The sequence below is a fragment of the Phycicoccus mangrovi genome (genome assembly GCF_018729305.1).
Taxonomy (GTDB): domain Bacteria; phylum Actinomycetota; class Actinomycetes; order Actinomycetales; family Dermatophilaceae; genus Phycicoccus; species Phycicoccus jejuensis.
The window spans coordinates 48,751-61,877 of sequence record NZ_JAHHWP010000015.1 but is presented as its reverse complement, the minus strand read 5'-3'; the positions used below and the strand labels follow the sequence as shown (position 1 = coordinate 61,877).

At 73.6% G+C, this 13,127-nt stretch carries 13 protein-coding genes; 6 read left to right on the top strand and 7 right to left on the bottom strand.

The annotated features are described in order from the left end of the window. Window positions 1-168: 168 nt before the first annotated feature. Complete coding sequence (locus KMZ30_RS13750; protein WP_215513078.1) at window positions 169-2,043, bottom strand: ABC transporter ATP-binding protein; 1,875 nt, start codon at window positions 2,041-2,043, stop codon at window positions 169-171. Window positions 2,044-2,127: 84 nt separating this feature from the next. On the opposite strand from KMZ30_RS13750, the gene KMZ30_RS13745 reads away from it, so the two are divergent. After that, complete coding sequence (locus KMZ30_RS13745; RefSeq protein ID WP_308279758.1) at window positions 2,128-2,577, top strand: MarR family winged helix-turn-helix transcriptional regulator; 450 nt, start codon at window positions 2,128-2,130, stop codon at window positions 2,575-2,577. 161 nt (window positions 2,578-2,738) lie between these two features. On the opposite strand, the gene rraA is transcribed toward KMZ30_RS13745, so the two are convergent. The 5 genes from rraA to KMZ30_RS13720 are packed head-to-tail and all read right to left on the bottom strand — an operon-like array spanning window position 2,739 to window position 6,749. Next, the gene (rraA, locus tag KMZ30_RS13740) at window positions 2,739-3,209 is read right to left on the bottom strand and encodes a ribonuclease E activity regulator RraA (protein ID WP_215513146.1); all 471 of its coding nucleotides are present in this window, start codon (window positions 3,207-3,209) and stop codon (window positions 2,739-2,741) included. A gap of 14 nt (window positions 3,210-3,223) precedes the next feature. Next, entirely contained in the window at window positions 3,224-3,619 is a 396-nt protein-coding gene (locus KMZ30_RS13735; protein ID WP_207022254.1) for a universal stress protein, read from the bottom strand. Window positions 3,620-3,626: 7 nt separating this feature from the next. Next, complete coding sequence (locus tag KMZ30_RS13730) at window positions 3,627-5,192, bottom strand: tripartite tricarboxylate transporter permease (protein WP_215513079.1); 1,566 nt, start codon at window positions 5,190-5,192, stop codon at window positions 3,627-3,629. Continuing rightward, window positions 5,192-5,740: a tripartite tricarboxylate transporter TctB family protein gene (locus tag KMZ30_RS13725; RefSeq protein ID WP_215513080.1), complete on the bottom strand. Its 549-nt coding sequence runs from the start codon at window positions 5,738-5,740 to the stop codon at window positions 5,192-5,194. Before KMZ30_RS13725 ends, KMZ30_RS13730 begins: the two co-directional genes overlap by 1 nt. 1 nt (window position 5,741) lies before the next feature. After that, window positions 5,742-6,749: a Bug family tripartite tricarboxylate transporter substrate binding protein gene (locus tag KMZ30_RS13720; RefSeq protein WP_215513081.1), complete on the bottom strand. Its 1,008-nt coding sequence runs from the start codon at window positions 6,747-6,749 to the stop codon at window positions 5,742-5,744. Between the two features lie 100 nt (window positions 6,750-6,849). On the opposite strand from KMZ30_RS13720, the gene KMZ30_RS22380 reads away from it, so the two are divergent. The 5 genes from KMZ30_RS22380 to KMZ30_RS13695 are packed head-to-tail and all read left to right on the top strand — an operon-like array spanning window position 6,850 to window position 11,436. After that, window positions 6,850-8,580 (top strand): sensor histidine kinase, encoded by a 1,731-nt coding sequence (locus KMZ30_RS22380; protein WP_308279759.1) that lies wholly within the window; start codon window positions 6,850-6,852, stop codon window positions 8,578-8,580. Continuing rightward, window positions 8,577-9,245, top strand: a complete 669-nt coding sequence (locus KMZ30_RS13710; RefSeq protein WP_030526348.1) for a response regulator — start codon at window positions 8,577-8,579, stop codon at window positions 9,243-9,245. The genes KMZ30_RS22380 and KMZ30_RS13710 overlap by 4 nt, the downstream gene beginning before the upstream one ends. Before the next feature lie 3 nt (window positions 9,246-9,248). Beyond that, on the top strand, window positions 9,249-10,025 hold the full coding sequence (locus tag KMZ30_RS13705; RefSeq protein WP_215513083.1) for an IclR family transcriptional regulator: 777 nt from the start codon (window positions 9,249-9,251) through the stop codon (window positions 10,023-10,025). Window positions 10,026-10,034: 9 nt separating this feature from the next. Next, on the top strand, window positions 10,035-11,015 hold the full coding sequence (locus KMZ30_RS13700) for an NAD(P)H-quinone oxidoreductase (RefSeq protein WP_215513084.1): 981 nt from the start codon (window positions 10,035-10,037) through the stop codon (window positions 11,013-11,015). Window positions 11,016-11,067: 52 nt separating this feature from the next. Next, window positions 11,068-11,436: a DUF1304 domain-containing protein gene (locus KMZ30_RS13695; RefSeq protein ID WP_215520047.1), complete on the top strand. Its 369-nt coding sequence runs from the start codon at window positions 11,068-11,070 to the stop codon at window positions 11,434-11,436. Between the two features lie 94 nt (window positions 11,437-11,530). Here the strand turns inward: KMZ30_RS13695 and KMZ30_RS13690 are convergent, their stop codons facing one another. Further along, window positions 11,531-13,051, bottom strand: coding sequence for an AMP-binding protein (locus KMZ30_RS13690; protein WP_226902538.1), 1,521 nt, complete (start codon window positions 13,049-13,051; stop codon window positions 11,531-11,533). Window positions 13,052-13,127 lie beyond the last annotated feature (76 nt).

Here is a 13,127-nt window from a genome sequence, read left to right as displayed (position 1 = left end):
CACGCGGGGCACCATCGTGTCTCGCACCCGAGACCACCCACCGCTCCGGCTTCGTGTCACACGCGTATCGGGTGACCCGACAACCCTGCGCTCTACCCGGAAACGGAACTCGGGTGGAGCGCGGCCGTATCGGGTCACCCGATACGCGTGGGGTCCGTGTGGCTGACGTCAGGCGGGGACGGTGGCGGGGGCGCCCTCGGCGGCGGCGACGAGGTCGGCGTACCGACCGCCGAGGGCGAGCAGCTCGTCGTGCGTGCCGGACTCGACGACCCGGCCGGCGTCCAGCACCGCGATGCGGTCGGCGCGCCGCACGGTGGAGAGCCGGTGGGCGATGGTCACCGTCGTCCGGCCGCGGGCCAGCTCGTCGAGCGCGGACTGCAGCGCGCGCTCGGTGGCGGTGTCGAGGGCGGAGGTCGCCTCGTCGAGGACGAGCACCGGCGGGTCGCGCAGGATGGTCCGGGCGACGGCCAGCCGCTGCTGCTCGCCGCCGCTGAACCGGTGGCCGCGCGCCCCGACGACCGTGTCGAGCCCCTCGGGCAGCGACGCGACGAGGTCGGCGACCTGGGCGGCGCCGAGCGCCCGCCAGAGCTCGGCCTCGGTGGCCTCCGGTCGGGCGAGCAGGAGGTTCTCGCGGACGGTCGCGTGGACGAGGTAGCTCTCCTGCGAGACCGTCCCGACGACGGACGCGAGCACGTCGGGGTCGAGGTCGCGCACGTCGACCCCGTCGACCGTCACCCGGCCCGCGTCGGGGTCGAGCAGCCGCCCGAGGAGCCCGGCGACCGTCGACTTGCCCGAGCCGGTGGGCCCGACGAGGGCCAGGGTTGACCCGGCGGGCACGTCCAGCGTCACGCCCGACACCGCGTCGCGCGCCGACCCGGGGTAGCGCACGGTCGCGCCCTCGACCCGCACGTGGCCGGCCACCCCCGCGGGGTCCATCGGCACCGGGTGCGTCGGCGCGGGCACGTCCGGCACGAGGTCGAGGTACTCGAAGACGCGCGAGAACAGGGCCATCGAGGCCACCCACTGCGCGGTGACGTTGAGCAGCCCCATGAGCGGCCGGAAGATGCCGCCCTGCAGCGCGGTGAAGGCGACGAGCGTGCCGATGGTCATGCCGCCGGACGTCGCCGGCAGCCCGGCCGCGAGGTAGACGAGCGCGGGGATGACCGCGAAGACGATCTGCATCGTCGCCATCCGCCAGCGCCCGGCGAGCTGCGCGCGCAGCTCGAGCCCGACGAGGTCCTCGGAGGTGTCGGCGAAGCGCCGCGCCGAGTGCGCGGTCGTGCCGAGCGTCTTCGCGAGGCGGATGCCGGAGACCGACAGCCCCTCCTCGATCTGGGCGTTGAGGTCGGCGAGCCGGCGCTGCTGACGGGCCGTGACCTCGCGGCGCATCAGCGCGACCTTGCGGGTCAGCCAGATCGCCGGCGGCACGACGAGGAGCGAGAGCAGCGACAGCCGCCACGAGAGGGCGACCATCGCGACCGCGGTGGCGACGGCGGTCGTGACGTTCGAGGCGATGGACGTCGCGGTCGAGGTGACGACGCCCTGCATCCCGCCGACGTCGTTGACGAGGCGCGACTGCACCTCGCCGCCGCGCGTGCGGGTGAAGAAGCCGAGCGACTGGCGCTGGAGGTGGGTGAAGACTGTGGTGCGCAGGCCGTGCATGACGCGCTGGCCGACCTGCGTCGAGAGCCAGGTCTGCACGACGCCGAGCAGCTGGGTGACGGCGGCGACGGTGACCATCGCGGCGACGGCCAGCACGAGGAGCCGCACGTCCTGCTGCGGGATGGCGACGTCGACGACCTCGCGGACGAGGAACGGCTGGGCGAGCCCGACGACGCTCGTGACGACGATGATGCCGACGACGACGGCGATGCGGCCGCGGTGCGGCGCGAAAAGGGCGAGGACGCGGCGCAGGCTGACCGGCGCCTCCTCGAGGCGGGCGCGGTCGCGCGGGTCTACGGAGAGGACACCGCGTCCGCCGCGGCCTCCCGCGTCGTGGCGCGCCGCGGGGCGGGCGGGGGTCTGGGTCGGGGCCGCTGTCACGGGCACCCCTCCTTCTCGGTCGGACTATTGCTGAGGCTACCTCACAATGAGCCCAACACACGACCTCGCGTTACCATTCCCGGCGTGCACGGACCCCGCGACGACCGCCCCGCCGCCGACCTCGACCTCGGCGACCTCGTGATGCGCGTCGCCCGCGACCTGCGCCGCCGCGGGATGGTGGCCTTCGAGCCCTACGACCTCGCGCCGCACCACGCCCGGGCGCTGCGCGTGCTCGCGCACCACGGCTCGATGCGCCTCGGCGAGCTCGCGCAGCACCTGCGGGTCGCGCCGCGTTCGGTCACCGACGTCGTCGACGCGCTCGAGGAGCGCGGCCTGGCCCGGCGCTCCCCGGACCCGGACGACCGGCGGGCGCAGGTCGTCATCGTCACCGACGAGGGTGGGGCGCTGCTCGGCCGGGTCGACGCCGCCCGGCGCGAGGCCGCCGAGGCATCGTTCGCCCGGCTGCCGGCCGCCGACCGCGCGACGCTGCGCCGCATCCTCGAGCGCCTCGACGCCGCCCCCGACCGAGCTTGACCCGCCGGCGCCGCCCTGACCCGGCGCCTGACCCCGTCGAGTGAACAGAACACGCCGCGCGCAGAGGGCTGCACACGGCGTGTTCTGTTCACTCGACGGGTGGGAGCTGGGGTCCCGGGTCCGTCGGGGTCAGGGTCCGTCGGGGTCTGGGGCCGTCGGGGTCAGGGGCGGGTGACGAGGATGCCGTCCTCGTCGGCCCACAGGGTCGCGCCGGGGACGAACTCGACCCCGCCGAACGCGACCGGCACGTCGACCTCGCCGACGCCGTCCTTGGCCGACTTGCGCGGGTTCGTGCCGAGCGCGAGCACGCCGAGCGGCAGGCCGCCGATGGCCACCGAGTCGCGCACGGCGCCGTGGACGACGACGCCCGCCCAGCCGTTCGACACCGCCGAGCCGGCGATGAGGTCACCGACGAGCGCCGACTCCAACGAGCCCCCGCCGTCGACGACGAGCACCCGGCCCTCGCCGGGCGTCGCCAGCGTGGCCTTGACGAGCGCGTTGTCGCGGTGGCACCGGATGGTCGCCACGGGCCCGGTGAACTGCCGGCGTCCGCCGACGTGCCGCAGCTGGAGCGAGCAGGACTGCAGCGCGTCGCCGTGCTCGTCGTAGAGGTCCGCGGTCGACACCGCCACCTCCGGCACGCCGCTCACGACTGCGCCTTGACCGCGAGCACCGGGCACGGCGCCCCGAGCAGGACGCGTTGGGCGACCGACCCGAGGATGAGCTTGCCGACGGCGCTGCGGTGCCGCAGACCGATGACGAGCACGGACGCACGGTGCGTCGTCGCCGCCTCGACGAGGGCCTCGGCGGCGTCGCCGCCCTCCTCGACCTGGACGACCTCGACGTCGACGCCGAGCTCGCGCACGTCGCGGTCGACGCGCTGCAGGTCGTCGGCCGGGGCACGGCGGGCGTCGACGAGGACGTCGTCGCGCGACATGTTGAGCACGACGAGCGGCTCGGAGCGGCGGCGCGACTCCTCGACGCCGGCGCGCAGGGTGGCCTCGCCGAGGGCGTTGGGGACGTAGCCCACGAGAACGGTCATCGCCCGGTCACCCCCACTGCGCCGTCTCGTGGACCGGGACACCCGGAGGATGCGAGGTCCCGTCGTCGTCCGGACCGTCGCCGCTGCGGCCACGGCCACGGCCCAGCAGCTTCGCGACGAGCGGCCAGAGGAGGACCGCGAGGACGAACGCGTAGCAGACCCACGCGACCGGTCCGCCGACGAGACCGGAGATGTCGCCACCGGTCGTCTGCAGCGAGCGCCGCATGTGCCGCTCGAACAGCGGGCCGAGGATGGTGCCGACGATGAGCGGCAGCACCGGCAGGCCGAAGCGCCGCATCGCGAAGCCGAGGAAGCCGAGGGCGAGGAGCAGGAAGAGGTCGAACGGCTGGGCGTTGACCGCGTAGGCGCCCATCGACGCGAAGAAGAGGATCCCCGCGTAGAGGTAGGGCCGCGGGATGCGCAGCAGCTTCGCCCAGGTCGGCGCGAGCGGCAGGTTGAGCACCAGCAGGAAGAAGTTGCCGATGAAGAGGCTCGCGACGAGCATCCAGACGAGGTCGGGCTCCTTGGTGAGCAGCAGCGGCCCGGGCTCGATGCCGTAGGACATGAACGCCGCGATGATGATCGCCGCGGTCGCGTTGGTCGGCAGGCCGAGCGCGAGCAGCGGCACCATCGTGCCGGCGGCCGACGCGTTGTTCGCGGCCTCGGGCCCGGCGACACCCTCGATGGCGCCCTTGCCGAACTCCTCGGGGTGCTTGGTCAGCTTCCGCTCGGTCAGGTACGAGAGGAACGTCGGGATCTCGGCGCCGCCGGCGGGGATCGCCCCGAAGGGGAAGCCCAGCGCGGTGCCGCGCAGCCACGGCTTCCACGAGCGGCCCCAGTCCTGCTTCGACATCCACGGGCGGCCGACGGGGATGACCGTGGCGGCCTTGCGCCGCAGGTGCGCCGCGACCCAGAGGGCCTCGCCGACGGCGAAGATGCCGACCGCGACGACGACGACGTCGATGTTGTCGGCGAGGAAGGGGCTGCCGAAGGTCAGCCGCTGCTGGCCGGTGACGAAGTCGGTGCCGACGAGACCGAGCGCGAGCCCGACGAGCAGCGCCGCGAAGCCCCGCAGCCGCGAGGAGCCGAGGATGGCCGCGGTGCCGACGAAGGCGACGAGGATGATCGCCAGGAACTCGGGCGATCCGAGCGTGATCGCGAAGTCGACGACCTGCGGCATGACGAAGACGATGGCCGCGGTGGCGATGGTGCCCGCGACGAACGAGCCGATGGCCGAGGTCGCGAGCGCCTGGGCGGCCCGGCCGGCCTTGGCCATCTTGTTGCCCTCGAGGGCGGTGACGACCGAGGCGGACTCGCCGGGGGTGTTGAGGAGGATCGAGGTCGTCGACCCGCCGTACATGCCGCCGTAGAAGATGCCGCCGAAGAGGATGAGCGACTGCTCGACCGGCAGGCCGTAGGTGACGGGCAGCAGGAGCGCGACGGTCATCGCCGGGCCGATGCCGGGCAGGACGCCGACGGCGGTGCCGACGGTGACCCCGAGCAGCGCGATGAGGAGGTTCATCGGCGTGATGACGTCGGCGAAGCCGCCGAGCAGGGCGTTGACGTTGTCCATCAGAGGATCCCCTGGAGGATGCCGGCGGGCAGGTTGACCCCGAGCCCGATGGCGAAGGCGTAGAAGGTGACGAGCGACATCGCGATGCCGATCGCGAGCCCGCGGACGTGGTGGCGGTTGCCGAGCGCGAACGCGGAGAGGAAGAACAGCAGCGCACCGCTGATGACCCAGCCGAGCGGCTCGATGAGCAGGGCGTTGAGCGCGAACGCGCCGGCGAGGATGCCGACGGTCTTCCAGTCGGAGCGCTGGCCGAGCTCGACGTCCTCGCCGGCCTCGGCCTCGCCGACCCCGCCGCGCAGGACGTCGAGGGCGTAGAGGACGGCGACGACGAGGAGCAGCCCGCCGACGACGTAGGGCATCGCCCGCGGACCGATGGGGTCGTTGCTGCTCGTGACCTTGCCGAGGCTCGCGGCGTCGACGAGGACGACGACGCCGACGACGGCCAGGGCCGCGCACAGGCCGAGCTGTGCGCGGTCCCTGACCCGGCCGAGGGGACCCGCCCCGGAGGGCGAGGTGCCCTCCGGGGCGGTGGTGGCCTCGGTGCTCATGTCAGGCCAGGCCGAGGGTGGTCAGGACGTCGGCGACGCGCGTGTCCTGGTCGGCGATGAAGGCACCGAACTCGTCGCCGGTGGCGAAGGCGTCGACCCAGCCGCGCTTCTCGAGCTCGTCCTTCCAGGCCTGCGAGTCGTGCATCTTCGTGAAGGCGTCGATCCAGACCTGCTTGTCCGCGTCGGAGATGCCGGGCGGGGCGACGACGCCACGCCAGTTGGTGAACTCGAGGTCGATGCCGCTCTCCTTGAGCGTCGGGACGTCGGGCAGGGCCGCGACGCGCTCGGCGCTGGTCACCGCGAGGATCTTGACGTCGCCGGCCTCGACCTGGTCGAGGAACTCGCCGAAGCCGCTGGCCCCGAAGGCGATCTTCTTGCCGAGGATGGCCGGGAGGAGCTCGCCACCGCCGTCGTAGCTGACGTAGCTGACCGTCTTCGGGTCGATGCCCGCGGCGTCCGCCAGGCGCATCGGCAGGAGGTGGTCGGGGCCGCCGGGCGAGGAGCCGCCGCCGACGGCGAGGGACTTCGGGTCCTTCTTCCACGCCGCGACGAGCGAGGTGATGTCCTGGTACGGGGAGTCCGAGGGCACGACGATCGCGCCGGCCTCCTCGATGAGCTTGGCGATCGGGGTGGTCTCCGACAGCTTGGCCTGCGACTTCTGGGTGTACGCGGCGCCGACGACGCCGAGCCCCATCTGCATCGCGAGCTTGCCGTTGCCCTTCTCGTTGACGACCCGCTGGAGGCCGACCGTGCCACCGGCGCCGGGGAGGTTGAAGACCTGGACGCTGCCGGTGATCTTCTCCTTCTCCATCACCTGGGCCGCGGTGCGGGCGGTCGTGTCGTAGCCGCCGCCGGGGCTGTTCGGGACCATGTACTGGAGGCCGGTCGCCGGCGCGCCGCCACCGGAGGAGGCCGCACCCCCGCTGCCCTGGTCCTTCGTGGCGCCGCAGCCGGTGAGGGCCAGCGTGGCCGCGACGAGCGCGCCGAGCGCGATGCGGTGGAGTCTCATCGTCGAGATCCCTTTCCTGTGGTGGAGTGGAACGCGATGATCGTGGGCGACCGGTGTGGAGCCTGTCGCGCTTTCGTCCGCAACGGAGGTTGAGTACATAGTGGTCACGCGTCGACGACGCCGGGCGACCCTCGCCGGGCAGCTCTTCGCGCTCCAGCTCGCGATCATCGTCGTCGTCCTCGTGGCGGTGGCGGCGGTGTCGCTCGCGCAGTCGGCGGCGACCTTCGAGCGCACCGAGGGGCGGCGGGTGTCGGCCCTCGGCGAGCAGCTGGCCGTCAACCCGCTCGTGCGCGCCAACCTCGACCAGCCCGAGTCCCGCACCGGACTCGCGACGCTCGGGCTCGGGCTCGTCGCCCAGGCCAACGTCACGTCGGTGACCTTCGCCGAGCCCGACCTCGACGTCCGCGTCTCGACCGACCCCTCGCTCGAGGAGGAGCGGCTGCCCCTCGGCGACCCGCGCGTCGCCCGCGGCGGGAGCTGGTCAGGGACGCTCACCCTCGACGGCCGTGAGTACCTCGCCTCGCAGGTGCCGGTGCTCGCCGGAGACGACGACGACAAGGACCCGACCACTCCCACGCGCGCCGGCGAGCTGCTCGGCACCGTCATGGTCGCCGAAGAAGCGCCGACGACGTGGGAACGGTTGCAGGGCACCAGCTCCTACCTGCTCACCTACCTCGGCATCGCCCTCCTGGTCGGCCTCGGCGGCTCGTGGCTCCTCTCGCGCCGGATCAAGCGGCAGACCCGCGGGATGGAGCCGCGCGAGATCGCCGGCCTGGCCGAGCACCGCGAGGCGATGCTCCGGGGCATCGCCGAGGGGGTCATCGCGCTCGACCCCCAGCACCGCATCACCCTCGTCAACGAGGTCGCCCGACGCCTGCTCGACCTACCCGAGCACGCCGTCGGGACGTCCATCGCCGACCTGCGCATCGAGGGGCGGCTGCGCGAGGTGCTCGTCGGCGAGAACCCCCGCTCGATGTCGGACGCGTCCCCCGACGACCACGTCACCGCGGCGCGCGACGAGGTCGTCATCCGGCGTGGGAGGGTGCTCGTCATGAGCACGATGCGGGTGGTCAGCGGCGACCGCGTGCTGGGCACGGTGACGACGATGCGCGACCGCACGGAGATGGCCGACCTCGAGCGCGAGATCGGCTCGTTCCGGTCGACAGCGCACGTGCTGCGTTCGCAGGCACACGAGTTCGCCAACCAGCTGCACACCATCAGCGGGCTCATCCAGATCGGCGAGCTCGACGAGGTCGTCCGCTACGTGGATGCCCTGAGCGAGCAGCGCACCGCCCTCGACCTCGTCGTCACGACGCTCGTCGGTGACCCGACCATCGCGGCCCTGCTCATGGCCAAGGCGGCGACCGCCAACGAGCGGCGCATCGACCTGACGATCGCCGACGACTCGCGCCTCGAGCGGCTCGAGACGCACGACGCCGCCGACGTCGCGACGGTGCTCGGCAACCTCGTCGACAACGCCTTCGAGCACGCGCCGAAGGGTTCTGCCACACCGCCGTCCGTGCGCGTACGCATCCGGCAGGACGCCAGCACCGTCGAGATCGTCGTCGACGACTCGGGTCCGGGTGTGCCGGAGGAGCTGCGCGCCACCCTGTTCGAGCACGGCGTCACGAGCAAGCGCGTCGACCCGATGGAGCACGGCGTCGGGCTGGCCCTGACCCGGCTGGTCTGCCGGCGGCGCGGCGGCGAGATCGACGTCGAACGCCTCGACGGCACGACCCGCTTCACCGCGCGGCTCGGCGTGTCCACGTTCGTCGACCCGTCGTCGCCGACGATCGCGGACCCCGTTGCGCCGCAGGGGGTCCGGCCGTGATCCGGGTGCTCGTCGTCGACGACGACTTCATGGTCGCGCGCATCCACGTGGGCTTCGTCGAACGGACGGAGGGCTTCGAGGTCGTCGGGGTCGCGCACTCCGCGGCGGAGGCGGAGGAGGCCGTCGCGCGGCTGCGCCCCGACCTGCTGCTGCTCGACCTCTACCTGCCGGACCGCTACGGCCTGGACCTGCTCGCCGACCTGCGCGGCGGCCCGCACCCGTGCGACGCCATCGTCATCACCGCCGCCAAGGAGAGCGACTCGGTCCGTGCGGCCGTCCGCCTCGGAGTGGCCGACTACGTGCTCAAGCCCTTCGGGTTCGCCGACCTCGAGGAGCGGCTGCGCCGGTACGCCGGCCAGCGCTCGCTGCTCGCCCGGGCCGAGGTCGTCGGGCAGGAGGACGTCGACCGGGTCTTCCTCCGCGCCGCCGGCAGCGCCCAGCCGCTGCCCAAGGGCCTGAGCCCCGAGACCGCCCGGCTCGTCGAGGACGCGCTCAAGGCATCCACCGACGCCCTGTCGGCGAGCGAGGTCGCCGAGTCGGTCGGGATGTCCCGGGTCAGCGCCCGGCGCTACCTCGAGCACTTCAAGCAGGTCGGACGGGCGGACGTCGCGCTGCGCTACGGCAGCACGGGGAGGCCCGAGCGCCGCTACCGGTGGGTCGGCTGAGCGATGGCCAACGCCCCCGCCGCCGGCCACGCCCTCGACGTCCTCGGCCTCATCGCGCGCCGCGGCGAGCCGGTGCCCGCCGCCGCCATCGCGCGCGACCTCGGCCTGCCGCGCTCGAGCGTCTACCACCTGCTCGCCGTCCTCACCGAGCGCGGCTACGTCCGCCACCTGCCCGAGGAGCGCCGCTACGGCCTGGGCCTGGCCGCCTACGAGCTCGGGTCGGCCTACCAGCGGCAGGCGCCGCTCGAGCGGATGGCCCGCGGGCCGATGGACCGGCTCGTCGACGCCTGCGGGCACAACGCGCACCTCGCGGTGCTCCACGGCGGCGACGTCCTCTACGTCGTCGAGCAGCGCGCCCCCGGCCGGCCGCTGCTCGTCACCGACGTCGGCGTCCGGCTGCCGGCCCCGCTGACCGCCACCGGCCTCGCGATGCTCGCGGCGCTGCCGGCCGCCCAGGTACGCGCCCTCTACCCCGACCGCACCGCGCTCGTGCAGCGCGACGGCCGCGGCCCGGCGTCGACCACCCAGCTGCGGTCGTGGCTGCAGCAGGTGCGCCAGCGCGGCTACGCGCTCGAGGACGGCCTCGTGACACCGGGACTGGGGTCGGTGGCCGTCGCCGTCCTCGACGCCAACGACTACCCGGTCGCCGCCGTCGCCGTCACCTACCCGCAGGGCGACGTCGACGACGCCGAGCGCGAGCGCCTCGCCGACGCCGTGCGCCGCACCGCGGCCTCGCTCGCCGCGCGGGTGGGACGCCCCCGGCCCGGTCGGCGGGCATAGCCTCGGGGGATGCGTGCCATCACCGTCCCCACCCCCGGAGGGCCCGAGGCCCTCGCCGTCTCCGACGTGCCGACTCCCGCGCCGCGCGAGGGCGAGGTGCTCGTCCGCGTCGTCGCGGCCGGTGTCAACCGCGCCGACTCGATGCAGCGCCAGGGCCACTACCCGCCGCCGCCCGGCGAGTCCGAGGTCCCCGGCCTCGAGGTGAGCGGCGTCGTCGAGGCGCTCGGCGAGGGCGTCGACGGCTGGTCGGTCGGTGACGAGGTCTGCGCGCTGCTCGCCGGCGGCGGGTACGCCGAGCACGTCCGGGTGCCGGCGGGTCAGCTGCTGCCCGTCCCGACCGGCGTGTCCCTCGAGGACGCCGCGGCGCTGCCCGAGGTCGCGTGCACCGTCTGGTCGAACGTCTTCCTCACCGCGAACCTCCAGCCCGGCGAGGTCTTCCTCGTCCACGGCGGCTCCTCGGGTATCGGCACGATGGCCATCCAGCTGGCCAAGGCGGTCGGGGCGCGCGTCGCCGTCACCGCCGGCTCGGCGGCCAAGCTCGACGCCTGCCGCGAGCTCGGCGCCGACGTGCTCGTCAATTACCGCGACGAGGACTTCGTCGAGCGCGTCCGCGAGGCCACGGACGGGCACGGGGCGGACGTCGTCCTCGACAACATGGGCGCGAAGTACCTCGGCCGCAACGTCGACGTCCTCGCCGCCAACGGCCGGCTCGTCGTCATCGGCCTCCAGGGCGGCCGGGTCGGCGAGCTCGACCTCGGCCAGCTCCTCGCCAAGCGCGGCGCCGTCATCGCGACGTCGCTGCGCGCCCGCCCCCACACCGAGAAGGCGGCCATCGTCGCCGCGGTCCGCGAGCACGTCTGGCCGCTCGTCGAGGACGGCACGGTCCGCCCGATCGTCCACTCCCGCCACCCGCTGGAGTCCGCGGCCGACGCGCACCGCGAGCTCGAGGAGAGCGGTCACATCGGCAAGATCCTCCTCACCGTCGGCTGAGCCCGCGCGCCGGGGGGAGCGCCGGGCGGTCCGGGTGCGGTAGACATCGCGGATGCAGCTGACCGCCACGCTCCTCACGGTGCTCGTCGCCGCGATCCACGTCTACATCGTCGTGCTCGAGATGGCCCTGTGGACCCACCCCCGCGGGCGCGCGGCGTTCGGGCTGAGCCCCGAGTTCGCCGAGCAGACCAAGACGCTCGGGGCCAACCAGGGCCTCTACAACGGCTTCCTCGTCGCCGCGCTCGTCCTCGGGCTCGTCGGGCCGGCCGACCACCGGTTCGCGTTCGCGGTGTTCGGGCTGGCCTGCGTCGTCGTCGCCGGGCTCTACGGCGCGGCGACGGCGAGCCGGCGCATCCTCCTCGTCCAGGCACTGCCGGGCGCGCTCGCCCTGGGCGCCACGCTCCTCGCCGGCTCACCCTGACCACCCCCGCCCCTGCCGCGAACGTGTGTGAAGAACGTCGCCATGCCGCCGTTCTTCACACACGTTCGCGCGGAAGCGGGGGAGGGAGCGAGGGTCAGTTGACCTGGCGGTCGCGACCCTCCCAGTAGGGCGCGCGCAGCTTGAACTTCTGCAGCTTGCCGGTGGCCGTGCGGGCGAGCTCGTCGCGGAACTCGACCGACGTCGGCGCCTTGTAGCCCGCGGCCTTCTCCTTGCACCAGGCGATGAGCTCGGCCTCGGTCACCGACTCCCCCGGCGCGAGCACGACGAGCGCCTTGATGGTCTCGCCCCACTTCTCGTCGGGCACCCCGATGACGGCGACCTCGGTGACGGCGGGGTGGCTGAAGATGACGTCCTCGACCTCGATCGAGCTGACGTTCTCGCCGCCGGTGATGATGACGTCCTTCTTGCGGTCCGAGATCGTCAGGTAGCCGTCGTCGCCGATGGTGCCGCCGTCGCCGGTGTGGAACCAGCCGTCCTCGAGCGCCCGCGCGGACTCCTCCGGCTGCTCCCAGTACCCCTCGAGGACGACGTTGGAGCGGGCGAGCACCTCGTGGTCCGGCGAGAGCGTGAGGGTCACGCCGAGCGCCGGCGCGCCGGCCCGCACGAGCCGCTCGGCGCGCTCCTCGACCGAGAGGTCGTCCCACTCGGCCCGGCGCCGGTTGATGGTCAGCAGCGGCGAGGTCTCGGTCAGCCCGTAGATTTGGATGAACTCCCAGCCGAGCTCGCGCTCGACCCGCGCGACGGTCTTCGTGGGCGGCGGCGCGCCGGCGACGATGATCCGCACGCGGTCGCGCCCAGGCACCTCGCCCTCCCACGACTGGGCCGCCTCGAGCACCGCGTTGACGACGGCCGGGGCTGCGCACAGGTAGGTGACGCCGTGGTCGCGCACCCGGCGGAGGATCTCGGCGCCGTCGACCTTGCGCAGGACGACCTGCTTCACCCCGAGGCCGGTCGCGACGAACGGCATCCCCCAGCCGTTGGCGTGGAACATCGGCAGCGTGTGGAGGTAGACGTCGCGGTCCGAGACGCCGGCGTGCAGGCCGAAGGTCAGCGCGTTCGTCCAGATGTTGCGGTGGGTGATCTGCACGCCCTTGGGCCGGGCGGTCGTCCCCGAGGTGTAGTTGATGGTCGCCGTCGCGTTCTCGTCCGGCTCCCACGGCCGCGGCTCGACGCCCTCCGGCGCGAAGAGCGCGTCGTCGTCGCCGAGGACGATGCGGTGCTCGGCCGTGACCGACGCGAGCGAGGCGTCGACCTCGGGGTCGACGAGGAGGACCCGGGCCCCCGAGTGCTCGACGATGTAGCGCACCTCGTCGGGGCGCAGCCGGAAGTTGACGGGCACGAGGACCCGCCCCGAGCCGCACACCCCGAAGAACGAGACGAGCATCCGGGCGGCGTTGTGCGACACGATCGCCACGCGCTCGCCGACCTCGATGCCGAGCTCGTCGAGCCGCGCCGCCTGGCGGCGGGCGAGCGCCGCGACCTCCCCGTACGTGAGGTCCGGCAGCGGGTCCGCGACCTGGCTCGGCTCGTCGACGACACCGACCCGGTCGGCGTAGACCGTCCTCGCGCGGTCGATGAAGTCGGTCACGGTCATCGGGACGAGCATCGGGTCTCCTGACGTCATCGGCGGGTTGCCCCCGCCGCCCGGGGTCGGACGGCCCGGCCATCCT

Bases quoted from the DNA above. Each gene is read 5' to 3' on its own strand.
- KMZ30_RS13690 (WP_226902538.1), bottom strand. From the start codon at position 13,051: ATGACCGTGACCGACTTCATCGACCGCGCGAGGACGGTCTACGCCGAC.
- KMZ30_RS13705 (WP_215513083.1), top strand. From the start codon at position 9,249: ATGGCCAACGCCCCCGCCGCCGGCCACGCCCTCGACGTCCTCGGCCTC.
- KMZ30_RS13735 (WP_207022254.1), bottom strand. From the start codon at position 3,619: ATGACCGTTCTCGTGGGCTACGTCCCCAACGCCCTCGGCGAGGCCACC.
- KMZ30_RS13730 (WP_215513079.1), bottom strand. From the start codon at position 5,192: ATGGACAACGTCAACGCCCTGCTCGGCGGCTTCGCCGACGTCATCACG.
- KMZ30_RS13725 (WP_215513080.1), bottom strand. From the start codon at position 5,740: ATGAGCACCGAGGCCACCACCGCCCCGGAGGGCACCTCGCCCTCCGGG.
- KMZ30_RS13695 (WP_215520047.1), top strand. From the start codon at position 11,068: ATGCAGCTGACCGCCACGCTCCTCACGGTGCTCGTCGCCGCGATCCAC.
- KMZ30_RS13720 (WP_215513081.1), bottom strand. From the start codon at position 6,749: ATGAGACTCCACCGCATCGCGCTCGGCGCGCTCGTCGCGGCCACGCTG.
- KMZ30_RS13700 (WP_215513084.1), top strand. From the start codon at position 10,035: ATGCGTGCCATCACCGTCCCCACCCCCGGAGGGCCCGAGGCCCTCGCC.